25 protein-coding genes are annotated in these 25126 nt (G+C 60.9%); 16 read left to right on the forward strand and 9 right to left on the reverse strand.

Annotated features, from left to right (window positions below; translation table 11 throughout):
* Positions 1-331: 331 nt before the first annotated feature.
* Together phoB and phoR are read left to right on the forward strand one after the other, a co-directional pair.
* On the forward strand, positions 332-1039 hold the full coding sequence (gene phoB, locus E4656_RS13005; RefSeq protein WP_135483724.1) for a phosphate regulon transcriptional regulator PhoB: 708 nt from the start codon (positions 332-334) through the stop codon (positions 1037-1039).
* On the forward strand, positions 1029-2342 hold the full coding sequence (gene phoR / locus E4656_RS13010) for a phosphate regulon sensor histidine kinase PhoR (RefSeq protein WP_135483725.1): 1314 nt from the start codon (positions 1029-1031) through the stop codon (positions 2340-2342). Before phoB ends, phoR begins: the two co-directional genes overlap by 11 nt.
* A 21-nt stretch (positions 2343-2363) precedes the next feature.
* Here phoR and E4656_RS13015 read toward each other — a convergent pair whose 3' ends face one another.
* Complete coding sequence (locus E4656_RS13015; RefSeq protein WP_135483726.1) at positions 2364-2855, reverse strand: DUF4442 domain-containing protein; 492 nt, start codon at positions 2853-2855, stop codon at positions 2364-2366.
* Between the two features lie 220 nt (positions 2856-3075).
* Here E4656_RS13015 and E4656_RS13020 point away from each other — a divergent pair, with 220 nt between their 5' ends.
* On the forward strand, positions 3076-4206 hold the full coding sequence (locus tag E4656_RS13020) for an acyltransferase family protein (protein ID WP_240753987.1): 1131 nt from the start codon (positions 3076-3078) through the stop codon (positions 4204-4206).
* Positions 4207-4214: 8 nt separating this feature from the next.
* Complete coding sequence (locus E4656_RS13025; RefSeq protein ID WP_135483727.1) at positions 4215-5261, forward strand: serine hydrolase; 1047 nt, start codon at positions 4215-4217, stop codon at positions 5259-5261.
* 12 nt (positions 5262-5273) lie between these two features.
* Here the strand turns inward: E4656_RS13025 and E4656_RS13030 are convergent, their stop codons facing one another.
* The gene (locus tag E4656_RS13030; RefSeq protein ID WP_135483728.1) at positions 5274-6155 is read right to left on the reverse strand and encodes a DMT family transporter; all 882 of its coding nucleotides are present in this window, start codon (positions 6153-6155) and stop codon (positions 5274-5276) included.
* Between the two features lie 189 nt (positions 6156-6344).
* Here E4656_RS13030 and E4656_RS13035 point away from each other — a divergent pair, with 189 nt between their 5' ends.
* From E4656_RS13035 to E4656_RS13060, 6 genes are all read left to right on the forward strand, one after another.
* Entirely contained in the window at positions 6345-8030 is a 1686-nt protein-coding gene (locus tag E4656_RS13035) for an ATP-binding protein (protein ID WP_135483729.1), read from the forward strand.
* Positions 8027-8728, forward strand: a complete 702-nt coding sequence (locus E4656_RS13040; RefSeq protein ID WP_135483730.1) for a response regulator — start codon at positions 8027-8029, stop codon at positions 8726-8728. Before E4656_RS13035 ends, E4656_RS13040 begins: the two co-directional genes overlap by 4 nt.
* A 197-nt stretch (positions 8729-8925) precedes the next feature.
* Complete coding sequence (locus E4656_RS13045; protein WP_135483731.1) at positions 8926-9912, forward strand: tripartite tricarboxylate transporter substrate-binding protein; 987 nt, start codon at positions 8926-8928, stop codon at positions 9910-9912.
* Between the two features lie 90 nt (positions 9913-10002).
* The gene (locus tag E4656_RS13050; protein ID WP_135483732.1) at positions 10003-10497 is read left to right on the forward strand and encodes a tripartite tricarboxylate transporter TctB family protein; all 495 of its coding nucleotides are present in this window, start codon (positions 10003-10005) and stop codon (positions 10495-10497) included.
* A gap of 48 nt (positions 10498-10545) precedes the next feature.
* Positions 10546-12120, forward strand: coding sequence for a tripartite tricarboxylate transporter permease (locus tag E4656_RS13055; RefSeq protein WP_135483733.1), 1575 nt, complete (start codon positions 10546-10548; stop codon positions 12118-12120).
* 6 nt (positions 12121-12126) lie between these two features.
* Entirely contained in the window at positions 12127-13206 is a 1080-nt protein-coding gene (locus E4656_RS13060) for an AbrB family transcriptional regulator (RefSeq protein WP_135483734.1), read from the forward strand.
* Positions 13207-13244: 38 nt separating this feature from the next.
* Here E4656_RS13060 and E4656_RS13065 read toward each other — a convergent pair whose 3' ends face one another.
* From E4656_RS13065 to E4656_RS13085, 5 genes are all read right to left on the reverse strand, one after another.
* Positions 13245-14450, reverse strand: coding sequence for a branched-chain amino acid ABC transporter permease (locus E4656_RS13065; protein WP_135483735.1), 1206 nt, complete (start codon positions 14448-14450; stop codon positions 13245-13247).
* Positions 14451-14462: 12 nt separating this feature from the next.
* Positions 14463-15518 carry a branched-chain amino acid ABC transporter permease gene (locus E4656_RS13070; RefSeq protein ID WP_135483736.1) on the reverse strand — a complete coding sequence of 352 codons (1056 nt, stop codon included), beginning with the start codon at positions 15516-15518 and terminating at the stop codon, positions 14463-14465.
* Between the two features lie 12 nt (positions 15519-15530).
* The gene (locus E4656_RS13075; RefSeq protein WP_135483737.1) at positions 15531-16256 is read right to left on the reverse strand and encodes an ABC transporter ATP-binding protein; all 726 of its coding nucleotides are present in this window, start codon (positions 16254-16256) and stop codon (positions 15531-15533) included.
* Positions 16253-17041 carry an ABC transporter ATP-binding protein gene (locus E4656_RS13080; RefSeq protein ID WP_135483738.1) on the reverse strand — a complete coding sequence of 263 codons (789 nt, stop codon included), beginning with the start codon at positions 17039-17041 and terminating at the stop codon, positions 16253-16255. Before E4656_RS13080 ends, E4656_RS13075 begins: the two co-directional genes overlap by 4 nt.
* A gap of 74 nt (positions 17042-17115) precedes the next feature.
* Positions 17116-18333: a substrate-binding domain-containing protein gene (locus E4656_RS13085; protein WP_135483739.1), complete on the reverse strand. Its 1218-nt coding sequence runs from the start codon at positions 18331-18333 to the stop codon at positions 17116-17118.
* A 159-nt stretch (positions 18334-18492) separates the two neighbouring features.
* Between E4656_RS13085 and E4656_RS13090 the strand changes: the two genes are divergently transcribed.
* Genes E4656_RS13090 through E4656_RS13115 form a run of 6 tightly spaced genes read left to right on the forward strand, consistent with a single transcriptional unit; the run spans position 18493 to position 23234 of the window.
* Entirely contained in the window at positions 18493-19128 is a 636-nt protein-coding gene (locus E4656_RS13090; protein ID WP_135483740.1) for a TetR/AcrR family transcriptional regulator, read from the forward strand.
* Positions 19125-19943, forward strand: a complete 819-nt coding sequence (locus E4656_RS13095) for an enoyl-CoA hydratase/isomerase family protein (RefSeq protein WP_135483741.1) — start codon at positions 19125-19127, stop codon at positions 19941-19943. Before E4656_RS13090 ends, E4656_RS13095 begins: the two co-directional genes overlap by 4 nt.
* A complete protein-coding gene (locus tag E4656_RS13100; protein WP_135483742.1) occupies positions 19930-21456 on the forward strand; it encodes an AMP-binding protein in 1527 nt (508 codons plus the stop codon). Before E4656_RS13095 ends, E4656_RS13100 begins: the two co-directional genes overlap by 14 nt.
* Positions 21453-21887, forward strand: a complete 435-nt coding sequence (locus E4656_RS13105) for a MaoC family dehydratase (RefSeq protein WP_135483743.1) — start codon at positions 21453-21455, stop codon at positions 21885-21887. Before E4656_RS13100 ends, E4656_RS13105 begins: the two co-directional genes overlap by 4 nt.
* Complete coding sequence (locus E4656_RS13110) at positions 21884-22267, forward strand: hotdog family protein (protein ID WP_135483744.1); 384 nt, start codon at positions 21884-21886, stop codon at positions 22265-22267. The genes E4656_RS13105 and E4656_RS13110 overlap by 4 nt, the downstream gene beginning before the upstream one ends.
* A 22-nt stretch (positions 22268-22289) precedes the next feature.
* Entirely contained in the window at positions 22290-23234 is a 945-nt protein-coding gene (locus E4656_RS13115) for an alpha/beta hydrolase (RefSeq protein ID WP_135483745.1), read from the forward strand.
* Between the two features lie 7 nt (positions 23235-23241).
* On the opposite strand, the gene E4656_RS13120 is transcribed toward E4656_RS13115, so the two are convergent.
* Both E4656_RS13120 and E4656_RS13125 read right to left on the reverse strand, forming a co-directional pair.
* Entirely contained in the window at positions 23242-24414 is a 1173-nt protein-coding gene (locus E4656_RS13120) for a nickel/cobalt transporter (protein WP_135483746.1), read from the reverse strand.
* A complete protein-coding gene (locus E4656_RS13125) occupies positions 24405-25061 on the reverse strand; it encodes a DUF1007 family protein (RefSeq protein ID WP_135483747.1) in 657 nt (218 codons plus the stop codon). The genes E4656_RS13120 and E4656_RS13125 overlap by 10 nt, the downstream gene beginning before the upstream one ends.
* Positions 25062-25126: the final 65 nt, after the last annotated feature.

A 25126-nucleotide genomic window follows, 5' to 3' on the forward strand; every position in this document is an offset into this window, starting at 1 on the left:
GGTGGCCTCCTACGGGGTGTGGCACCGGAAGAGTCGCCTGCCGGGTGCATGCGCTGTGAGACCGTCTGCGCACATGGATGTGCGCAGTCGAGCTGTCATGGACGACGTTTTTTGCGTGTCTCACAGGGCATGCACCCGAGCCCGGCGACGGTCCGACTGGCGCTGATCAAGACCACGGCGGCCCAGGCATCAATCGAACCCTGGCTACGGCCCGACTGGCGCGGCAGGGTGCTGAAGCCAACCTTGCCGGATGACATTCACGTGACGGACTGTCACATTAGTGTCATCAAGCTGCGCTTCAATAAGAGTAGTTGTCAGCGAGGACAGACTCATGTCGGACCGAACCATACTGGTTGTGGATGATGAACAACCCATCCGCGAGATGATTGCCACAGCGCTCGAAATGGCCGGCTACGTCGCGCTCGAAGCCGCGGACGCACGCAGCGCCCACAGCCTGATTGTGGACCAGAAACCGGACCTCATCCTGCTGGACTGGATGCTGCCCAACACCAGCGGTATTGAACTGGCCCGGCGGCTGAAAAAAGACGAACTGACCGCCGAAATTCCCATCATCATGCTCACCGCCAAGGGCGAAGAAGACCACAAGGTACAGGGTCTGGAGGCGGGTGCGGATGACTACATCACCAAACCGTTCTCACCGCGCGAACTGGTCGCGCGCCTCAAGGCCGTGCTGCGCCGTACCACGCCGGTCGGGGTCGAGCAGCCGCTGGAAATCCGCGGCCTGCGTCTGGACCCGGCCAGCCACCGCGTGACCGCCAACGGCAAGGGCATGAACATGGGCCCCACCGAGTTCCGCCTGCTGCAGTTTTTCATGACTCACCTGGAGCGCGCCTACACGCGATCCCAGTTGCTGGACCAGGTTTGGGGCGGTAATGTCTATGTCGACGAGCGTACTGTGGATGTCCATATCCGGCGCCTGCGCAAGGCCCTGGGCGAAGAACACAGCCGCATGATCCAGACGGTCCGCGGAACGGGCTATCGCTTTTCGGAGCAGGTTGAAAACCTGAATGCTGAATGATCGCCGCCAACGCCTGTACGGGCGCCTGGCTCTTTTCTATGCCGCAGTAGCCAGTCTCGGCTATTTTACAGAGCTCTTCTGGCCGCTGCTGACCGGGGTGCTGACGCTGCATCTGTTCTGGTATCTGGTGCAGATGCACTGGCTGATTGACTGGCTGCGGGAATTCGATACCACCGAACCCCATCATGCCCATGGTGCCTGGGCCGATGTGCTCGATTATCTGTGGAGCTTCCGGCGCCGTCAGCGCACCGAGGTGCGCCGGCTGGAAAAGGCCCTGCAGCGGGTGCAGACCTCGGTGGAAAGCCTGTCGGATGGCCTGGTCATCATTACCCGCCAGGGCGAGTTGCAGTGGTGGAACGAAGCCGCCGAGCAGATGCTGGGTTTCCGCGATGGTGATGTGGGCCAGGCGCTGACCAACCTGGTACGCGACCCGCACTTTGTATCCTGGTTCCAGCGCAACCGTCGCCATGGCCAGTACGAGATGCGTCACCCCCGTACCGAGCGTGTGCTGCAGTTCACCAACAATCGACATGCCGCTGGCAACCGCCTGTTGCTGGTACGTGATATCACCCGCCTGCGCCAGCTGGAGCAGATGCGCCAGGACTTCGTCGCCAATGCCTCGCACGAGCTGCGCACACCGCTGACGGTGCTGCAGGGCTATCTGGAAGGTTTCTCCGACAACCGGGACAGTCTTCCTCCGCGTACCCATCGTGCCATTGACCAGATGCAGGGTCAGACTCGCCGCATGGTCAATCTGGTCAATGATCTGATGCTGCTGACCCGACTGGATACGGTCGATGATGCGGGTGATCAGACAGCCATTGATGTCGCTGCGCTGCTGAACGGTATCGTGGAGGACGCCCGCGAGCTTTCGGGCGAGCAGCAGCATAGGATTACTGTGGAAGCGCAGACCGCGGTGCAGCTGTGGGGCAATGGGAGCGAGCTGCGATCAGCCTTCTCGAATCTGGTGTTCAACGCCGTGCACTACACCCCGGAGCAGGGTCGTATCCATCTGCGCTGGTATGAAGACAACGCAGGCGTTTATCTGGCCGTCGAGGACAGTGGTATCGGCATCGAGACGGCCCACATACCCAGGCTGACCGAGCGCTTCTACCGGGTGGACCCGGGCCGCTCTTCTGCCACTGGCGGCACTGGTCTGGGTCTGGCTATCGTCAAGCATGCGCTGGCCCGACATGATGCGCGGCTGGATATTCAGAGCACCCCGGGCACAGGCAGTACCTTTACCTGCTGCTTCCCGCGTGCGCGTATTGCCAGGGCGCCCGCGCGCACTGCCTCCGCCTGAATCTCTCGCGGGTGTCCGTGTTTACTCGGACAGGACATCAGGACGATGATCAGACCGGAGCCGTACGTAGAGTACGCGACGGACCTTGCATACCAGTTCGCCCTGCGGGTCCCGCACATAGGCCACAAATTCGGGGAAGTGCTTGTCACCATTGGCGGTGGCGGCTCGAATCTCGTGCAGATCAGTGTCCTCGATACGAAACTCGGCCGTCAGTTTGCCCTTGCCGGGGGCGATATAGTCGATATCGGCAAACTTGTCCCAGATCAGGTAGCGGTCCCAGCCCAGGCAGCCAAACAGCAGCAGGGCGAACATGGGGTCTGTCAGCGAGAAGAGACTGCCGCCATACTGGGTGTTGTTCACATTGCGGGTCCAGGGGCGCCATTTCAGTTCGACCCGCGCATAGCGAAAGTCCTGGCTCAGTTCGGCAATGCGAATACCGCAGAAGAAAAACGGCGGCCACAGGTTCATGATCCAGCGGAACAGAAAGGCGTGGCGGAAGAACAGGTTTTTCATGCGGTCGGGCCTCGGGCGTCTATGCTGACTATGGGGCCGCATTATAGTGATTGTCGACACCAACAGTCAGTGCCAGCAGCATTGGCAGTGATCAGTCGTGAAACTGGGTCATCAATGTGACCTTTTGAACCGACCGTCGGGTCGGAGATGGCAGACTGAACTGCCTGCGGGCCTGAGCCGTAGGTTGACGGTAGCAAGCAAGAGTTTCGGAAGGATGACCATGAACACGCAACGAACAACAGGACTGTTGGGACCATTGATGGCACCCCCGCAACTGCCGGCGCGGACAGGGCGCATTCCTGCCGTTGACCTGGCTCGCGGCATTGCCGTTGCACTGATGATTCTGAGCCATGGTGTGATAGGTCTGCTGGAGTTTGATGATCTGTCAGCGTGGGGCCAGATACCGGTGCAGTTGATTACCAAGTTTGCCTCCTCGACTTTCATCATGGTCTTCGGCATCGCCCTGGCCGTGGCCTTCATGCCGCGTGTGGGCACTGCCGACTGGCCCAGGCTGAGACTCAAGCTGTGGATCAACGCACTGATTGTCTTCTTCTGGTACAAGGTGCTGACCGTTGCCGAAATGCTGTACCTGTCGCAGCCTGCGGACATCGTCGACACCCTGCTGTATCGCAACTTTCCATCCTTTGTGGAGATCCTCGGTTTCTATGCCATCGCCCTGCTGTGGGTGCCTCTGCTGCTGCCACTTTGGGTGCGGTTGCCGTTGATTGTGCGCCTGCTCAGTCCGGTCGCGCTGGCCGGTCTGCACATGTGGGCGGCCGCCAACTGGAGTTTTGGCGATAATCAGCAGTTGCGGGCCATCTTCGTGGAAGACCCGGATTATTACACCTGGGGACAATTTGCGCGTGGGCCCCTGATTCTGCTGGGCCTGCTGATAGGCGAGGCCCTGCTGCATCACCGCGAAACCCTGATGAGGCGGTGGCGTCTGGCCAGCGGGCTGCTGGTGATCTCGGCCCTGCTGTTTATCGCCTTTGTGGTGCAGGCCGGTTCCGATCTGGCGGCTGATATCGAAGCCGTGGCCCGCAATCAGGGCAAGCACCCGCCGGAACTGTTCTTTATGCTGTTTTCCATGGGCGGCGCCTTTCTGATTCTGGGGCTCAGCATCGGTGGCGGCAAGCTGCTGTCAAAAGTGCTGCTGCCGTTCACGATTATCGGGTCGAATGCCCTGCAGGCCTTTATTTTTCACATTGTTGTCATTTTTATCGGCTTCCGTTACTTGCTGGGCTACTGGCAGGATGTAGAGTACGAGTTCGCATTAATGCTGACCCTCGGCCTGATTGTGGCGACGGCCATCTGGATCAGGCTGGTCGGGTGGATTCAGCAACATCGCTAGGAGGATGCATGACCAACCCCCTGCAACCATTGGTCGGGGTATTGACATTGGCCCTGCTGGCGCCGTTGCCGGCGCTGGCTCTGGACTGGGTCGATCGTCTGGAATCGAGGCTCGAGGTCGTGGACACCGAGTTTTCCGGTGATCTCAGCGTATATGTGGCACACACCGGGTCCGGTGAATCCGTGTCCCTGCGCGGGCATGAGCACTGGTACCTGGCCTCCACCATCAAGGTGCCGGTAGCCATAGAGCTGCTGGCACAGGTCGATGCCGGCGAGCGCTCACTGGATGACCAGGTTGCGCTTGAAGGTCGGGACTATGTGGACGGTGCCGGGCAGACCAACTGGCATGATGTGGGTACCGAGTTCACTCTGGAGCACCTGCTGCAGGAAATGCTGGTTGTCAGTGACAATGCCGCCAGCGATATGGTTATACGTACCGTGGGAATCGATAATGTGAATACCCGCATGGAGGCCCTGGGCCTGGATTTCGTGGGCCCCATTACCTCCCTGGCCGATGTGCGGCGGCGGGTCTATGGCGAATTTCATGATGGCGCCGCCAGTCTGGACGGACCCGGTTTTTTCAGTATCCGGCAGGCGAACAATCCGGATGGGCGCGTAGATGTGCTGGCAGAAGTTCTGGGCGTGAGCCGCAGTGAATTCAGCCAGCCGGATCTGGACAGCGCCTTTGATGCCTACTATCAGACCCCCTACAACTCCGGCACCCTGAGTGCGATGGGCCAGATGATGGCCCGGCTGGTTGAAGGCGAGTTGCTCAGTGCGGACAGCACCGATTATCTGCTGGACCTGCTGCAGACGATAGAAACCGGCGACAATCGCTTGCGGGCCACCTTGCCGGATGACGCGCGCTTTGCCCACAAGACCGGCACCCAGCATCGTCGTGCCTGTGACATCGGTGCGGTGCTGGCGGAAAATGACCGCTCGGCCGTGGTGGTGGCGGTCTGTACACGAGGCCCGCGCAGTACGGCCGAGGCCGAGCGGGCCATGCGCGCTGTGGGTGAGGCGGTAACGGAGTCCGGGGTGCTCGACAGGCTCTAGTGTCCTGTGTGACTAGCCTGCCTGCATCACCACAATCACGCTGAGCAGAATCAGTGCCATGCCGGCCCATTCCCGGCGCTGTATTCGTTCGCGGAACACCCGCAGCGTGATCAGCAGCACGAGAAAGAACTCGACCTGACCCAGTGTTTTCACCAGCGCCGGGTTCTGCAGGCTCATGGCCGTGAACCAGCCCACCGAGCCGATGGCACTGGTCAGGCCGATAAACAGTCCAGGCCGCCAGTGCTGACGAATATCGCGCCAGACCCGGGGCTCGCGCCACGTCATCCAGAGCACCATCAGCGGGATCTGCATCAGTATCATGCTGCACAGCACCACGGCAGCGGCATGGATCGGCGGCAGGTCGAACAGACGGCTGCTGTGATGAATGGCCAGGGCATTGACCGCAAACAGCAGGCCTGACAGCAGACCGAGCAGCGTCGCCGGGGACAGCCAGTTGCGGATATGCACTCGCGCGGGCCAGCTCAGGCAAATAATGCCGGCCATACCAATCAGCACTGCCGTCCAGCCCATGAAGGTCAGAGACAGGCCGAAGAAGAGCGCGCCGAACACTGCTGCCAGCAGGGTTTCGGTTTTGGCCAGGGTGGTGCCGACCGCGAAGTTGTGCCAGCGGAACACGCTGATCAGGGCCCAGGTAGCGATAATCTGGAAGATACCGCCGGCCAGTATCCAGGCCCACACCACGGGCGACGCCTGTTGCACCAGCGCGAAATCCACACCCAGCCAGTACAGATAGAGAGCAACAAACGGCAGCCCAAACAGGTAGCGCACAAAGGTAACGCCGAGAGCGGACATCTGCCCGGACAGCTGCTTCTGTGCCGCCACCCGGATAGCCTGCATGCAGGCCGCCATCAACGTGAAAGCAATCCAGCCCATGGTTCTGTCCGCCCGCCTGTTTCAGACCCTGAAAGTGCAGTATGCCGAGGGCAAAAACATAGCTCCAGGGAATAATTTTTATACCGGTAATAACCAATTGGAATGCAATGGGGCGTTGTTCGGGTGTTGCACTGACGTACAGGCGGGGTAAAGTCAAACCTGCCACCGGACAATATAAAGACAACTATCATGACTACCGGTCAACTTTCGAACTGGCTTTCCTTCGCAAGGACTCGCCACTGGCTGGGCCGCCGCCCCCGATTGCGTCTGCCCACTCAGGTCATACTGCTGGTCGCTTCTCTGGTCGCCATTGTGCTGCTGGCGCAGGCGATCTACCTGAACAACCGCATGGCGGAAGCCATCAGTGAACAGATCGGTCTGCGCGGCCTGGGTGTTGCCCAGACTGTAGCCAATATGCCGGCTGTACTGGAGGCCTTTGATCACCCCGATCCACCCAGCATCCTGCAGCCGCTGACGCAGGACATTCAGCAGGAAGTGGGCTCCAAGTACGTGGTGATAGGCAACCATGAGGGCATCCGCTATTCGCACCCCCGCCCGGAACGTATCGGACTGCCCATGGTCGGAGGAGACAATGATCAGGCACTGGTCCACGGTGAGGCCTATGTGTCCCAGGCCACGGGCTCGCTGGGCGAGGCCATACGCGGCAAGACAGCCATCTTCGATCATGATGGCAATATCATAGGCGTGGTCTCGGTCGGCTTCATGATGGAAACCATCGAGTATGATGTGGCGCGCTACCTGCGCAGCAACTGGATACCGGTGCTGCTGGCGGTGATCATCGGTGTTATCGGGTCGCTGTGGATTGCCCGTCATATCAAGCGCGAGATATTCGGCCTGGAGCCACATCAGATTGCCCAGTTGTTCACCGAGAAAGAGGCTATTCTGCAGTCCATCCACGAAGGTGTGATCGCAGTCAACCAGGAGGGCCACGTCACCATGCTCAATCAGACGGCGCGCCGGGTACTGGGTCTGACCAGTGAAGCCAAGGTGCTGAATCGTCCGGTGACCGAGATCATACCCAACTCCCGACTGGCGACAGTGCTGTCGGCCGGTCGGGGCGATTTTGACCAGGAGGCGGTGATCCGTGGGCGGCCCTACGTGGTGAACCGAGTGCCCATCATCAACGACGGGCAGGTGGATGGGGCCGTGGCCACGTTCAGAGACCAGCAGGAACTGATGGAGCTGTCGCGTGAACTCAACGAAGTCAGCGCCAATGTCGACAGCCTGCGCATTCAGGCGCACGAGTTCTCCAACCGTCTCTATACGATTTCCGGGTTGCTGCAACTGGGTCAGCATCAGGAGGCGCTGGACCTGATCCAGCAGGAAAGCCGGCTGGCACAGGATCAGGTGGCCTATGTGATGGCGCATGTCAGCGACTCCGTGGTTGGCGGCATGCTGCTCAGCAAGATGGCGCTGGCCAACCAGCAGCAGATTGATCTCGATATCGAGGCTGAATGCTCCCTGCAACTGGGGCTCAACCCGGAAGGCCGGGAAGCCCTGCTCAAGGTGGTGGGCAACCTGCTCGACAATGCCTTTGATGCGGTCGGCAGCGAGCCGGGCGAACGACGGGTACGGCTGTTCTTTACCGATATGGGAGAGCAGGTGCTGTTCGAGGTGGAAGACAGCGGCGGTGGTGTGGATCCCGAGCTGATGGATGCCATCATGCAGAAAGGCTTTACCACCAAGCGCGGGCAGCATCAGGGGCTTGGTCTGGCCCTTGTGCGTGAGATCTGTACCCGCCGCGGTGGTGAACTCTATCTGGAAGAGGGTGACCTGGGCGGCGCCTGCTTCGTGGCGACACTGAGCAAGCAACAGATCAGTCAGGACAGCACAACAGACGGAGACAGAGCATGACCCAGCAGTATGGTGTTCTGATCATAGAAGATGATTTCCGGGTGGCGGATATCAACCGTCAGTTCATTGAGCAATCGGAAGGCTTTGTGGTCAGAGGGCTGGCCAAGACGCGCGCCGAGGCGGTAGACATTCTGGAGGCATCCGCGCAGCAGATCGATCTGATACTGCTTGATGCCTACATTCCGGACGTGCAGGGCATGGACCTGATGTGGGAGTTGCGTCGGCGCTGGCGCCACCTTGATATTGTCATGATCACGGCCGCCAAGGAGGTGGAGACCATACAGGAAGCGATGCGCGGCGGGGTGTTCGACTACCTGATCAAACCGACCGAAGGCGAGCGCATGCGGCAGATGCTGTTGCGCTTCCGCAGTGCCCGGGAAGCCCTGTCCGGGCGCAGTGAGATGGATCAGGAGTCGCTCGATGAAGCACTGCATCGAGGCCGGCAGGCGGAGTCCGTGCACACGGACCGTCTGCCCAAGGGGATTGATCGTCTGACTCTGGACAATGTTCGCCAGGCGCTGGAAAGCCTGTCCGCCAGTGTCACTGCGGTCGAGGTGGGCAGCGCGATTGGCGTCAGCCGCTCCACAGCGCGCCGATACCTGGAGTTCCTGGTGTCCGAGCAGGAGGTTACCGCTGAGCTGGGTTATGGAGAGGTCGGACGTCCAGAGCGACGTTACCGAAGGATTGGGCCTGCATGAACAAAATGAACAGAATCATTTTTATGTGACTATTGTCCCTTTTGTGCACAATATTGTCGCACGCCTGTCATGCCTCCTAGACTGAGACCGCTGAACCCATCGGCACAACCGATAACTATACCCATGGGTTTCTGGAGACAGTGCGCCATCCGGTGACTGTCTGAAAAGTCTGACAACAACAATTCCGAGAGGCTGATATGCAAGCTGTAATCAATACTGCAGGCAAATCCCTGCGCGCCGGGCTGCTGACGGTGGCCTGTGCTCTGCTGGCCGCATCCCCCCTGGCTCTGGCTGACGGCCATGGCGACTGGCCGGAGCGTGATATCGACTTCATCATTCCCTTTGGTGCCGGTGGCGGCAGCGATGCCTGGGCCCGCACCATCGGTTCCGGCGCACGTGATCATTTTGGTGTGAACTGGAACCTGCAGAACCGACCGGGCGCAGGCGCGACCCTGGGCTGGGAATATCTGCTGGACCAGCCAGCCGACGGCTACACTGTCTACCTGGGCAGCCCGACGCCGGTACTGACAGCGCTGATGGATGATGACCCACTGGTTGATCCCAATGAACTGAAAGTGGCGGGCTATATTTCAGCATTCCGGTCCCTGATAGTGGCCCAGAATGATGGTCCGATGAGTGACTGGGAGAGCCTGGTTGAACATGCCAGCGAGAGCCCCGTGATCATCGCCGGTACCAGCGCCCTGCTGGTCGGTGCAGCCAATGTCTTCGAGCAGGCCGGCATCGAGGCGATCTATGTGCCTTACAGCTCCACCGGTGAAGCCACCAGCGATTTCCTGGGTGGCCACGTTGATCTGCTTGCTGCTACGGCCTCTACAGCTCTGGGCATCGCCCCGGAAAATGGCACCGTGGTGCTGAACAGCAGTGATATTGCGCTGGCGGATGATGTCGACGAGCAACTGGGAGGCAACATACCGGAAGCTGCCGATTACGGCTTTGACGGCATGCGCTTCCCGCGGCCGATCGGCTTCCACCCGGATACGCCCGATGAAATTGTGGCCGAGTTCTCCGAGCGTCTGGAATCGCTGCTGACCGAGGACGAGAGTGTTCCGGCCATGCTGAACCGCATGGGCGAAGAGGTGATCTTCATGGGTTACCCGGAAGCCAATGAGGACTTTGCCCTGCTGGTCGACCGCATGCGTGGCGCTCTGGACCTGCTGGACTGATAGAGCACCAGCCCAACACGGCAGCAGGGTGTCACAGCAGGCATCCTGCTGCCGGCTTTCAATGGATTCACCTGCGGGAGGTCAGCCGTTATGTCGGCAGGTCGGAATGTAGCGCACTGGTTGCGCACCAATCAGGGGGTTGGAGTGCTGATCGCCATTGCCGCCGCCCTACTGTTTTACTATCTCTGGCAGCAGGACTGGTACCACCGGGTGCAGCGTGACCGTTTCAGCCTCGGGTTTTTCCCCGGCCTGGGCGTGGTTGCCATCTTTGTCTGCGCTGTAGCGATCACTGTGGATCAATGGCGCAAGGAGGTGGCCGCGGACATGGCGACCGTGGGTTGGCTTGACCTGGGCTGGGCGCTGCTGTTTTCCGGTGCCGGTTACATCCTGTTCCAGATGATGGAACTGCTCGGGTTGCCGCTGGCCGCGACGATATTCCTGTTTTTGTTGATGACCCTGCTCGGGGTGCGGCCCTGGTATCTGGCTGCCGGCATTGGAGTCGGGGTAGCCATTATTGTTTTTGTGCTGTTCAGCGTGCTGGGCATACGACTCCCGGGCGGCTTCTTTCCGCTGCTGGGCATTTAGTAAGAGTTCCCGGATTGTCCCGGGGATGAATCCTTCTGGAGTAGAAGCATGTTTCAACCGGAAGCTTTGCTTGAATCCCTGCATCTGGTATTCACCCTGAATACCATGATGTGGCTGGCCATTGGTGTTTTCGTCGGGGTCGGTCTGGGGGCCATACCTGGCCTCACTACTTCTACCGGGGTGGCGCTGATGCTGCCCCTGACGTTCACACTCAACATTGCGGGTGCGCTGGGCCTGGTTATCGGCCTGTACAAGGGTGCGCTCTTCGGAGGCTCGATCTCGGCCATCAGTTTTGCCACACCGGGTGCACCCGACTCGGCGGCAACGGTGTTCGACGGCTACAAGATGACCCAGAAGGGCAAGGGCCGGAAAGCGCTGCTGACGTCTCTGTATTCCTCGGTTACCGCCGATTCGCTGTCTGATGTTGTGGTCATACTGATTGCGCCGGCCATGGCGCTGGCAGCACTGCAGTTCGGACCTTCGGAACGCACCTGGCTGATGTTTCTCGCCATCGCGCTGTTGGGCGCCCTGTCCGGGCGCCATGTGGCCAAGGGCATGATGGCTGCGGCCATCGGGCTGTTTATTGGCACCATCGGCAGTGACCCCATTGCCGGGGCGGCGCGCAACACCTTTGGTCAAGGCTGGTTACGCGACGGTGTCGGCCTGGTGCCGCTGATCATCGGCATTTTCGCCATGAGCCGGATGATCGAGCAGGGCATCGAGATCACCCAGGAATCCAAACTGGGCAAGAAGGTCAAGGGTCAGATGGCGGACCTGTTCGGCAAGGATCAGGAAGGCCTGACGTTCCGCGAGTACCTGAGCAACTGGCGTGAAATGGGTATTGGTCTGGGCATCGGTACCTTTGTCGGCATGCTGCCGGGCCTGGGGGCGACCGTGGCCTCCTTCCTGTCCTATGGCGTCGCCAAACGCTTTCTGCCGCACAAGAAGATCGGCACCGGGGTGATGGCGGGGGTGGCGGCGGCCGAGTCGGGCAACAATGCCACGGCGGGCCCGACTCTGGTGCCGTTGCTGGCCTTCGGCATCCCCGGCAGTGCCACCGCGGCCCTGATCGGTGGTGCCTTGTTGTTGCAGGGCATTACGCCCAGCCCGCGCATGTTCGAGCTGCATGCTGATGTTGTCTACGCCCTGTTCATCATTCTGATATTGGCCAATGTATTCAATCTGGTCATTGGGCGCGGGTTCGCCTTCTTCTACGCCAAGTTGGGCGCTGTGCCCAAACCGATTCTGGTGCCCACCATCATGGTGCTGGCCATCATTGGGAGTTACGGGGCGTCGGGCAATCCCTACGACGTGGGCGTCATGCTGTTTTTCGGTGTGTTCGGGTTTGCCATGCGCAAGTTCGGGGTACCGGAAGCACCGCTGGTGATCACCTTCCTGATCGCACCCATGCTGGAAGAGAACCTGCGCCGCGCCATTCTGATCAGCGGTGGCGACTGGGTGCCGGGGCTGTTCAACAGTCCGCTCAGCCTGACCCTGATGGCGCTGGCCGTTGCCGTGCTGATTCTGTCCTATCGCATGAAGTTCTCTGAAAAACTGGATGACATGCAACATCAGGAGATGGAGGAGACAGCTGAAGAGGACAGTGCGAAAAAGTCGCAATGAGTCGTGATGAATAGAGCCACGCCCGGGGAGAGGCTGATTCATGGCATGAAGGCTGCTCTCGGCAGCCTGGTCGTCGCTGCCCTGGGGGTGGGCATATTCACCCTGCTGGGTATCCCTCTGCCGTGGCTGCTGGGCAGTCTTACAGCCACCATGCTGGCCAGCATGGTGGGCTGGGGATTCCGATTGCCACTGGTGTTCCGGCGGACCGCCATGGTGATTCTGGGTCTCTATGCCGGCAGTGCACTGGACCGCGAACTGTTGTCCGGTCTGCTGGAGTGGCCCCTGACCATGACGGCCATGCTGGTCCTGGTGATACTGTCCACCTGGGCGGCCAGTGAGTATCTGCAGCGCCGGGCAGGCTTCGATCGCGCCACCGCCCTGATGGCGGCCGTGCCCGGTGCCCAGTCTGTAGTGCTGGTCAGTTGCAGCCGGCTTGGCGCCGACGAGCGACAGGTGCTGCTCGGTCAGATCACCCGGGTGATCACCGTGATCTACGGTGTTCCCCTGTTGCTGATCACGCTGGGGCCCTGGCTCGATATCGATATTGCTGACAGTGAACGCGCAATGGGCGCGAGCTGGCCTGCCTTCAATGCCACACACTGGGCCATGACGGTCGGCTTCGCCGTGATTGGCTACCTGCTGGCGCGCCTGCTCAGGTTGCCGCAACCCCTGCTGCTGGGCCCCCTGTTCGGCGTTGCCGCGCTGCAGATGGCACAGTTGCCGGCGACAGAGATGCCGGAACAGTCTCTGCTGGCAGCGCAATTCCTGTTGGGCGCATCAATAGGTTCCCATTTCAGCCACATCGGCTGGCGTCAGGCACTGGGGATTCTTGGCCATGGCTTTGTGGCCATGCTGATTACGCTGACTCTGGCGCTGCTGATGACCGGCCTGCTGGTCATGGTCACCGACTTTGATCCGGCAGCACTGTTTCTGGCTTTTGCGCCGGGCGGACTGCCGGAGATCATGCTTCTGGCGATGGCGCTGGACATCGACCCGGCTTTTGTCGTGTTTCATCACCTGTTCCGGTTCGTCGCCATCGCCCTCTGTTTGCCGTGGGTGGTGACACGCCTGGCCGGCCGGCAGTAGCCGGTTTAGGCGGCTACTGCCGGCAAACAGACCTGAGCTCAGGTCAGACGCTCCCTGGCGCTGCTTTCGGCCTGACGTTCGGCGACCGCCTGCTGTACTTCGCGCCGCCGGGCCCAGATGCGCAACTGACCGACGATGCCGGAGGGAAAGAAGTAGACGCTGGCGACAAACAGCAGGCCGAACCAGAGCAGCCAGTGCGAGGGTTCGATCAGAGACCCGACAAAACCGCCGACATTGACGGCCTCGCTGAGGGCGCCCAGCACGTCCTGCAGATAGTTCTGTGCCACCACAAACACCACGGCACCGATGATGGCGCCATACAGCGTGCCCATGCCGCCGAGTACACACATCAGCAAGATGAAGATCATCAGCTCGAAATTGAGTGTGTTCTCCGGGTTCACATAGCGATTGAACAGCGCGAAGAGGGCCCCGGCAAAGGTGGTCAAAAGGGCGGACAGAATGACCACGGCGGTGCGATAGAGCACGGTCCGGTAACCCAACGCCTGAGCGCGGAACTCGTTCTCGCGGATGGCCTGCAGAACCCGGCCGAAGGGCGAATTTACCAGACGCAGCAGGAACAGGAAGATCACCCCGGCGAACAGGAACAGCGCATAGTACATCAGGGTGCGGCCGGTGAAACGGACGGTAAAGAACGCATCACGGAAACCGTCCACCAGATTCCATGGTTGGGTGAAGAGCACACCCAGAAAACCGAACAGATCAAACCCGGTGACGCTGTCCAGTGGGCGAAACGCCGGGCCCAGTTCTCGCGGCACCCTTACCCGCAGGCCGTCTTCACCCCCGGTGATGTGATACATCTGTGTCACCACACTGAGAAAGGCAAAGGCCACGGCCAGCGTCACCAGGGCGAAGAAGATCGCCTTGACGCGCAGCGACAGCAGGCCCAGCAACAAGGCCAGGGCCGCGCTGAGCAGCAGTGCGCCCAGGATGCCGATAAAGATGGCGCCGAAGCCGGAACCGAAGTGGCCGATGCCCAGAGCTACACCGTAGGCACCAATGCCGAAGAACATGGTGTGGGCAAAGGACACGATATGGGTATAGCCCAGCATCAGGTCATAGGCCGCGACCACAATGATGAACACACAGATCATGCCCAGAGTGGCAAAGGCGCGGGTACCCGGAAACAGGAACGGACCCAGGGCCAGTGCGATCAGAATGGCGATCAGCGCCACCGACAGCACGCGGCTGCGGGGCAGGTCGCCGGACAGTATGGATTGCAGCATGATGTCCTCTCCTTAAACCTTGATCACCGGAATCAGGCCCTGCGGGCGCCACATCAGCACACCCACCATCAGGCCCACGGTGGCGACGGCCGCCAGCCGGGGTTCGATATAACCGATATAGAGGTTGATCAGGCCGACCAGCAGGGCGCCATAGAAACAGCCGCGGATGGAGCCCAGGCCGCCCAGAATGATGATGACGATGACGGAAATCATCAGTTCTTCACCCATGTGCGCCGTGATGATCTCCCGATACATGCCCCACATGGCGCCACCAAGGCCGGCCAGCGCCGAGCCGGCGATAAACACCCCGAGGAACAGCAAGCCGATGCGATAGCCCTGGATCTCGACCATTTCGCGGTTTTCCACCCCGGCACGCACGAGAATGCCGAGACGCGTGCGATCGATCACCCAGAGCATCAGGCCATAGACGGTCAGACCCAGTAGCAGCGCGACCATGCGGAATTTCTCCATCACCAGGCCGCCAATCAATGGCACCCAGTCCTCGATGACAAAGGCACCACGCAGGGCACCGGGTCGGGGTACCGGAATTTCATTGGCGCCCCAGGTCACTTCAATCAACTGAATCAGCACGATGGAGCCACCGACCGTGACCAGAATCTGTTTCAAATGGTCGCCGTACACCGGCTTGATCACGATCACTTCAAACAGCCAGCCGACCACACCGGCCACTGCCATGGCGGCGAACAGCGCCGGCAGGATGGCCAGCAGATTCCAGCCCAGCGAGGGCGACACCGTATAGACCCCCAGGGCCCCGGTCAGCATGACCGCGCCGACAAAGGCGCCCAGTGATATGAAGGCCCCGTGCGCCAGATTGAGCACACTCATCAGGCCGAAGGTCAGTGTCATCCCGGAAGCCATCAGAAACAGCATGGTCCCCATGGCCATGCCGCTGATGGTCAGCACGAACCAGGTGGCCGGGTCCATGGCCAGAAAGGCCAGAAAAAGCATCAGCCCGAGCAGCACCAGATGCGGCTTGTCGGACTGCAGTTTCAGCAGCCGGTCGCGCCACAGCGCCCATGGACCGACTGAGGGGTTGGCTTGCGACATGATCGAAGCTCCTTATTGATGTGCGCCCAGGCCAAGGCCCAGCAGGTCCTGCTGGAGTGTCGAGTCCTGCGCCAGTTCGGCCATGGTGCCGCTGTGCACCACCTGGCCATCATTCATCACCGCCACGGTCTGACCGAGACGGCGGGAAAAGCTGAAATTCTGCTCCACCAGCAGAATGGAGACCTCACGGGCCTTGAGTTCTTCGAACGCGGTCGCGAGATCATCGATGATGGCGGGCGCCAGGCCCTTGGTGGGTTCATCTACCAGCAGCAGATCTCTTGGTTCGACCATGGCGCGCGCTATGGCCAGCATCTGCTTCTGGCCGCCGGACAGGTTGCCGGCCGGACGGTCCCAGAATTTTTTCAGTGGCGGAAACAGATCGAACAGCCAGTCCAGCCGAGACTGATCCAGTGGTCCGTGCGTGCCGGCCAGTACCAGGTTTTCACGCACCGTCAACTGGCCGAAAATACCCATGTTCTCGGGTACGAAGGCAATGCCAGCGCGCGCGATGCGGGACGTGGACCAACTGGTGATCTCCTTGCCGTTGAATGTGACCGAACCGCGCGGAACTTTCGTCAGGCCCATGATGGTACGCAGCGTGGTGCTCTTGCCGGCGCCGTTGCGGCCAAGCAACACCGTCAGTTCCCCACGCGGCACCTGCAGCTCTATGCCGTGCAGAATATGGTACTGGTCAATGTCGGCATGGACGCCAGTCAGGGTGAGTATGGGCTCACTCATGCGGAGGCCTCCTCGGTCGGGGCATCGGCGCTGGTGCCCAGATAGGCCTCCTGCACCACCGGCGACGCGATGATTTCAGCCGGCTCACCGTCGGCAACAAGCTGGCCGTGATGCAGCACCACAATGCGATCCGAGAGGGAGCGCACCACATCCATCTTGTGTTCCACCAGCAGAATCAGCTTGTCGTCCTGTTTCTTGAGGTTGGCAATCAGGTCCAGAATTACTGGTACCTCATCCACGCTCATGCCGGCGGTGGGTTCATCAAACATGAATACGTGCGGCTCCAGTGCCATCAGCAGGGCGACTTCGAGCTTGCGCTGGTCACCATGCGGCAGATAGGAGACTGGTGTGTCGGCCCGGTGGCCCAGGCGCACGAAATCCAGGTAGTGGCGGGCTCGGTCTTCTATGTCCCGGCGCAGACTGGCGCGCTGCCAGAAAACATGGCCAATGCGGTAGCGTGAGGCGACCGCCAGACGCACATTTTCCAGTGCGCTGAGATTGGGAAACAGATTGGTCAACTGAAAGGCACGGCCCAATCCCTTGTCGGTTCTGGCTTCGGTCGAGAGGTTGGAAATGTCCTCACCCGCCAGCAGAACCTGACCGCTGCTGGGCGTCAGTTGGCCCGAAATCAGATTGAACCAGGTGGTCTTGCCGGCCCCGTTGGGCCCGATAATGGTCGTCAGCGTGCCGGCCTGAAAGGCGCAGCTCACTTCATCGACGGCCACATGGCCCCCGAACTGTATGGTCAGGGACCGGGTTTCAAGTACGGCTTGTTGGTCTGCCATGATGTGCTCCTGCCCGATACTGCGGGGTCTGCCACAACTGTGGTCAGACCCCGATACGAAATGGACGAACCGGATTACTGGTTCAGAATCGGAATATCCATGTCTTCCAGGTCGATCACACCGCGCAAGTGCGGCACACCGGCGGTCACCGTGCGATCGGAGAACCAGTCGGAGCGCTCTTCCACCACATTCTCGAAGTGATACATGGCCTGCAGTGCCTGATGGTCTTCCGCCCGGATATGCATGCGACCCTTGGGTGTCTCGAAGTCCAGTCCGCGCAGTGCGTCGATCAGGTCTTCCACATCGGTAGAGCCCCCAGACTTCTCGATGGCGGCTGTAATGGCCATGGCCTGAGCGAACCCCTGAGCGGTAAAGAAGTCGGGTGCTTCGTTGTGCTGCTCGAAGTGCTGTTCCACGAACCAGTCGTTTACCTCGTTGTCGGGCAGTTCATAGTAGTAGAAGGTCGCACCCTGCATACCGGGGAAGTCGGCATAGTTCACCAGGGCCGGCAGGATGTTCCCGCCGCTGGTCAGCTGAATGCCATAGCGTTCCGGCTGCAGATCCTGAATGCGGCCCAGCGGATTGGCGGCACCGGCCCAGATGGAGAAGATGTACTTGCCTTCCTCGCAGCCTTCACGACCTTCGAGTGAGTTGAACAGGCGCTGAGCGGCGGCGGTAAAGTCCGTCGCATCGGTGGGCAGATACTCTTCATGCACGATCTCGCCGCCTTCAGCCTCCATGGCCTGCCTGTAGGCGGCAACGCCGTCACGGCCGAAGGCATAATCCTGGGCAATGGTGGAAACACAGACGCCCGGCTGGCCAATGGCCACCGCGTTGGAGATGGCATCCTGCGATGAATTGCGGCCGACGCGGAAAATGTAGCGATTCCATTCGGCGCCGGTGATGGCATCAGCGACACCCTCCGGCATCATGATGCGCTCGTATTCCTCAGCGATGGGCAGCATGGCCAGAGCCACACCGGAAGCCACTGTACCGACGACGATGTGCGCATCATCCTCGGCATAGGCCTCTTCTGCCAGGGCGCGGGCCCGGGCGGGATCATTCTGGGTGTCCTTGCGCAGCAGTTCCAGGTCTCGCCCCTGAATCTGCATGGTGCCGTCGGTGGCGTATTCGAAACCGAGACGCAACCCGACATTGAGTTGTTCTCCATAGGCGGCCAGCGGGCCGGAAAACTGGGATACATGGGCAACGCGAATGCTGTCGGCCTGGGCAGAAAGGCCCAGTGTCAGTGCGGCGCTGCCGGCGGCGAATGCAGTGAGAAGCCTCTTCATGGTGGTGCTCCTTGTCGTGTTGTCTATTTGTTGTTGTCACGGGTTGGCAACCGGCCTGTCATCTTGTCTTTGTTGGCTTGACAGAGTCGGTACAGCGCCATAACCTATATGAATAATGATTCATGTTTCATAAAAATACAACCACGGGAATCATTTTTTATGACTGCCAATGAACAAGGCGCCGGGGAAACAGCGATCCAGGGGCCACGCAAACCCAAGACCGCCCGCGGCAAAAAAACACGGGCCAAGATCCTGCGCGCTGCCGAGGAGTGCTTCGGCACTCTGGGTTACCACCAGGCCGGCATTACCGACATCACGCGTTATGCCGGAGTCGCACTGGGCTCCTTCTATTCGTATTTTTCCGGCAAGGAGGATGCGATGCGCGAGCTGGTGCGGGAGATGGGGTACAACCTGCGGGCGCACCTGGCGCAGAATGTTGCTGGCGCCACTGATCGGGTGGATGCCGAGGTGCGCGGGCTGCGGGCTTTCCTTGAATACATACGTGACCACCCGTGGATGTACCGGATTCTGCAGGAAGTCCAATTCGTGGATGAGGCGGTCTACCGGGAATACTACGATACCTTCAGTGAGCATTATGCGCGGCTGTTGAGCGAAGCCACCCAGGCCGGCGAACTGCGCCCCGGCAACAACCAGGTGCGCAATTGGGCACTGATGGGTATGGGTCATTTTCTGGGTATGCGCTTTGCGCTCTGGGAGCAGGATGTACCCATGGATGAAATCATAAAGACCATGGATGACCTGTTGCGCCATGGTTTGGCCAGGTCCGATCAGTGAGCACCGGTCTGGCAGACAAGGGGCTGGTGCACAGCGAGTTGCAGGACGACACGCTGCGTCTGACGCTGAATCGTCCGCAGCGCCACAATGCACTGGTGCCGGAGCTGCTCAAGGCGCTCAATCAGCACCTGCAGGAGGCACAGCGGCTGCAGCCCCGCTGTCTGGTGCTGGCGGCGGGCGGTCGCTCTTTTTCGACCGGCGGCGATGTGCAGGCGTTTTACGAGGTGCCACGAGCTCAGCGACCTGCTTATGCGCGCGCCCTGGTGGGCGACCTGCATGAAGCCATGCTGCGCCTGGTTCAGTTGCCCTGTCCGGTCATCGCCCGGGTGCAGGGTATGGTCACCGGCGGCAGTTGTGGTCTGCTGCTGGCTTCTGACCTGGTGGCCATGCATCAGGATGCCCACTGGGCGCCCTGGTATACGGTAGTCGGTTTTACCCCGGATGGCGGCTGGTCGACCCTGATGGCCGACTGCATCGGACGCCACCGCACCCTGGCCGTGCACCTGCTCAACCGGCCCATTACGGCGGAAAAAGCAGTGAGCTGGGGGCTGGCAGATGCTGCGCTGTCGAGTACAGAGGCGCTGGACCAGACCCTTGCCGACTGGACAGCGCAACTGGCCTCGCGCTCGGGCACCGCCATGCAGACGACGCTGAAGCGCCTGCGTCCGTCGGCTGACCAGGTCCGGGCAGCACTCGACATTGAGCTTGAAGACTTCGTCGCCCAGATTGGCACGGCAGAAGCCGAACGCAGAATGCAGAGCTTTCTGGGTAAAACCTCCCCTCACATCGACGAGGCAGACTATGGAGCAGTTTGATCTGACGGCGCACCGGGCGCGCATCGCGCCGGAGGCCACTGCATTGGAGGATCTGGCCAGCGGCCGGGTCTACAGTTACGGCGCGCTGAATGAGCAAGCGGCCCGTGTGGCTGCGGCGGCGCTCGAGCATTGGGGTTTGCAGCCGGGTGACCGGCTGGCGTATCTGGGCCACAGCAGGGCCGAATTTTTTGCCCTGCTGTTCGGTTGCGCCAAGGCAGGGCTGATACTGGTGCCGCTGAACTGGCGCCTGGCGGTGCCGGAACTCGAAGGGTTGCTGGAAGACGCTCGGCCGGGGGCGCTACTCTATACCGCCGATTTTGCCGAGCCCGTCCGGACGCTGCAGCCGCAGTTTGCCGATATGGTTGCCGTGGCGATGGACTCCGAGCAAACGAGTGGCGGCGCGATACGGCCGCGCCGCTATGCGGCGGATCTGGAAGCTGTAACGCCGGATCTGCAGCCGCATACGCCGCGCGATCCGGACACACCCTGGTATCTGCTCTACACATCGGGTACGACCGGGCGCCCCAAAGGCGTGGTCCAGACTTTTCGCATGATGCTGGCCAACTTCTACAGCATTGGCCTGAGTATCGAGGTTCGTCAGTCCGATGTGCTGCTGAATGTCCTGCCCATGTTCCATACGGCAGGCATCAATCTGTATTCCACCTGTGTGCTGCTGGTCGGCGGCACTGTGCTGGTGGCGCCGGGCTTTGATCCGGAGCAGGCGCTGCGGGTGCTGGAAGAACGTGCCACGCTCTTTTTCGGTGTGCCCGCCGTATATCAGGCGCTGCTGGATCAGCCGAATCTGGATGGCCAGCGCCTGCAACGGGTCCGTTCCTGGGGCTGCGGCGGTGCCCCCCTCGCATTGCCGGTGGCGGAGCGGTTTGTCGAGATGGGTATCCGGGTGCGTACCGGCTACGGCATGACAGAAACCGGGCCTGGGGTCTTCCTGCTGGAAGAGTCTCAGGTGCTGGATCGTCTCGGCTCGGTTGGTCGTCCACTCCTGTTGGCCGAGGTGCGAGTCGTGAATGCAGCAGGCGAGGATTTGCCGGCCGAAGAGCCGGGAGAACTCTGGATTCGCGGACCGGGGGTGACGCCCGGTTACTGGCAGCAGCCGGAGGTGACCCGGCAGGCCATCAGCGAAGAGGGCTGGCTGCGCACCGGAGATGTCGCCTGCTATGACGCCGAAGGCTATTACCGCATTGTGGACCGCTGGAAGGACATGTTCATTTCTGGCGGTGAAAACATCTATCCGGCCGAAGTGGAGCGGGTGCTGGAAACCCATGACGCGGTCAGCGAAGTGGCTGTGGTCGGCGTGCCGGACGAGCGCTGGGGCGAAGTGGGACGAGCCTTCATCGTGCTGGCGAACACCCGGCCCGCACCGCAAAAGGCGGCCCTGCAGGCCTGGTGCCGGGAGCGTCTGGCCGGCTACAAGGTGCCGCAGCATATCGACTATGTGGACGCGCTGCCGCGCAATGCCCTGGGCAAGATCACCAAACAGGAGTTGCGCCGATGACCTCTGTCGACCGAGCTGACCCGATTGTAGAGCAGTTTGAACTGTCGCAGTCCGATTTTGATGCCTTTGCTGACCTGAGCGGCGATGCCAATCCCATTCACATCGATCCGGACTTTGCGGCAGACACGGTTTTCGGCGCCACGGTGTCTCACGGGATGCTGCTGTTCAGCCGGCTGCGTGGCGCGCTGGAGCGTCATTATCCCGGCTGCCGGTTGATTGGCCAGGAATTGGTATTCCGCCACCCGGCCTATGCGGACAGCCCGCTGCGGCTGGTGCTGACGCCGCGCGCCGTCCCTCCCGGCGAGCCGCTGCTGACTCTGGGTGCAGAGATCATCCGGGATGATGGCCAGCCTTGCCTTGAAGGCGACTGCCGTCTGGTTCGTCAGCGTCTTGCCAGCCCGGTGCAGACTGGCGAGGAGGTCAGATCATGAATACTCAGTCTGCCAGCCTGTTTGATCGGCTGTCGCTGGAGCAGGCAGCGCATCTGCAGCGCACCTTTACCCCTGAGCAGGTAACCCAGTGGTGTCGACTGGCCGGCGTGGAGCGCTGGCCGGATCAGGTGCCCGAGCCACTGATAGCCGGACTGTTTTCCTGCCTGCTGGGCATGGAACTGCCAGGCCCGGGGACCATGTACCTGAAACAGCGTCTGGATTATGTGCAACCCGCCCGCTTGGGTGAACCACTGACTGCCAGCGTGACCATTACCCAGTTGCGACCGGACAAGGCTCTGGTCGATCTGGACACCCTTTGTACCGGGGCCACGGGACAGATCATCTGTCGCGGTCAGGCGCTGGTGCTGTACCGACGTTGAAGGGAAAGCAGGGAACAGAATCATGACAGCACTCAATGCCCAGTTGGAAGACTGGTTGGAGCGCCTCAATCGTCTGGTAGCGCAGCAACGGGCCCAGGGCTCCACACCTACCGCCGTCAACGCACGCGAGGGTCTGGCCAACATGACGGCGACGCTGGTGACCGCGAGGCCGACCTTGCCCAGAGTCGTTGATGCACTGGTAGACGGTGGGCGTTATCCGGTGCCGGTGCGGATCTATGACCCCGCGCCCGAGCAGGACAAGGCCGTCTGTCTCTATATCCATGGCGGAGGGCACACGGCCGGCGGGATTACGGTCTATGACCCCATCTGCCGCAAACTGGCCGTGGCCAGTCAGCGTCTCGTTGTGTCTGTGGAGTACCGCCTGGCGCCGGAGTGTCCGTATCCTCAGGGTCTGCAGGACTGTGTGGATGTGGTGCGTCATCTGTGGCCCACCCTGGATGACAAGGGCTTTTGGTATCAGCCTGAACTGGCGGTGGCGGGAGACTCCGGGGGCGGCGCTCTGACGGCGACACTCTGTGCCGAGTTGCAGCATGAAGAGGAGGCTCTTGTTCAGCAGCAGATACTGATCTACCCGAATCTGGACTACACCCTGTCATATCCGTCGATCCACGAGCTGGCGAGTGGTTACCTGCTGGAGCGGGAACGTATCCGCTGGTACTACGATCAGTATTTCCAGAAAGGAGAAGATCGGGCGGCGGCCTCACCATTGTACATGCCGATCACACCAGGGTTACCCGAAACCCTGATTATCACGGCAGGGTTCTGCCCGCTGAAAGACGAAGCCATTGCCTACCGGGATGCCTTGCAAAAGGAAGGTGTGCGCTGTACGCACAGACATTTCCCGACTTTGCTGCATGCCTTTCTCAACATGGAAGACCTGGTGGAGGCTGATTGTGCGGAAGCCTACCGGACGATGGCGGCCTTCATGCGGCGCAGAGCAGACTGACGGTCCCTTAGAGCAGGCCGAACGGTTGCTGTGTCGTGATGCTGGCGAGCAGCAGGCTGCATCCCAGTGTCAGTAGCACCAGTCCGCCAATGCCGGTCAGGCCAATGCCGAACCCGGAGAGCACCCGGTCGTTGAAGTTGAGGAAGCGGTTGGCAGCAGAGCGAGCGGTGACGGCCAGAGTGGCCAGGATGGATACCGTCAGCGCTGTGCCCAGTGACATGGCGATCACGCCCAGTACGCCGGCCCACCAGAGCCCCAGCAGGTTGGCTACCACCAGCACCAGCACCGCGCCTGTGCAGGGTCGGGCACCGATGGAGAGCACCAGCCCCAGGTTCTGGAAGGCCGAATTGCCGGCGATCTGGTCCGGCGCGACGTGGTGCTGCTTACCACAGGTGGGGCAGGCTTCTCCGGGCGCATGTGTGTGCGCTGCCAGCACGCTGCCGCCCTGTGTCCGGGCATTGTCAGTCGACAGCGTACTGAATTGCATGGTCAGGCTTGCATTCGGCTCGGCATGTCGCTGTGCTGCTGCGCGGTGCGCTCGGTGCTCGCGATAGGTTGACCACAGCGGTGTGCCGGCTCGCCACAGCAGAATCAGGCCCAGGGCGGCGATGAGGGCAAAGCTGAGCCGCTCGATGACCTGGATGCTGGACACTGCCTCCCGGGCCAGCATACCGAGGCCGAACACGACCACCAGCACCAGTACGATGGCGGTCAGACCCTGCATCAGGGCGGCGGCAACCGACAGCAGGATGCCGCGTTTCAAGTCGGTAGGCTGGGTCAGCATATAGGTGGTGATGACCGCTTTGCCGTGGCCCGGGCCTGCGGCATGAAATACACCGTAGAGAAAACTCAGCGTGATCAGCGCCCAGACCTGAGCCCAGGCCCGGTTGTTGTCGAGGTCCTCCATGCTGCGAGAGAGGGCCCGGTGCAGCGTACGTTGCTGCTGCATGATCCAGAAGGTGAACTGCTGGAGGGGCGACGGCAGGGCACGCGAGGCAGACTGACTGGTTTCGATGGGCTGTGCGATCGGTTGTTCCGGCAGGGGTTCGACTAGAGGAGCAGACTCGCCATCTCCTGTGCCCGGGTCCGAAGTCAGCCCGGGCAGGTTGGCGCTGGCCAGCCCGGCCATCAGGCTGAGCATCAGGCAGCTCATGACAAGAAGTGTTCGTTTCAGTCGCATTGGATAAACACCGTCTCCGCAAAGTGTTGTCCGAGGTCGGGGTCTTCAGGCACGCCCTCTTCATCAACTTCCACCGCCCGCTGTAACTGCTCGGTTGTAGGCTCGGGTTTTTCTATTTCATAGCGGCACTGACTGCCGCCGGTATTCAACAGGATGCCGTCTGTTTCTGCATGCAGCATCTCGATATAGTAGGTCGGCTCATAGACCCGATAGCTGAATCCATGGCGCTGCAGTTGCTCTGCTGTCACGGGTTCGGCCAGTGGCAGGACAAAATGAAACTCGACCCGGCTGGCTTCAGGCTGGAGGTCAAACTCGTCAACGTCCGCCAGCGACAAGCGGTCCCCGTTGGCTCGAACCCGGGTGTAGAACTCATGACGGCTCAGGTTGGTGATGATGTCGTCCAGCAAACGCGCCTTGCCTTCGGCGCCGCCACGGTCCATCTCCTCGATCAGCACCACACTGTAGAAGGTGTCAAAACGCCAGCGTTGCTCGAAAGCCACCAGATTACCACTGCTGTCAAACTGCGGCGCCATGTAGATATCCACCGAGACATGCGGGTGTGCCCATACCACCATGGGCAACCAGGCTAGAGCCAGCAGCAGGCCCGACCGTAACAGCGTTCTGAGGGTGAAATTGGATCGAATCATCTTGCGTTGAGACTACCTGTAAGCAGCGGGCGTCATTAGATCATTTATCTGGCTGACGCCCAAGA

This window comes from Natronospirillum operosum (genome assembly GCF_004768465.1).
Lineage (GTDB): Bacteria > Pseudomonadota > Gammaproteobacteria > Pseudomonadales > Natronospirillaceae > Natronospirillum > Natronospirillum operosum.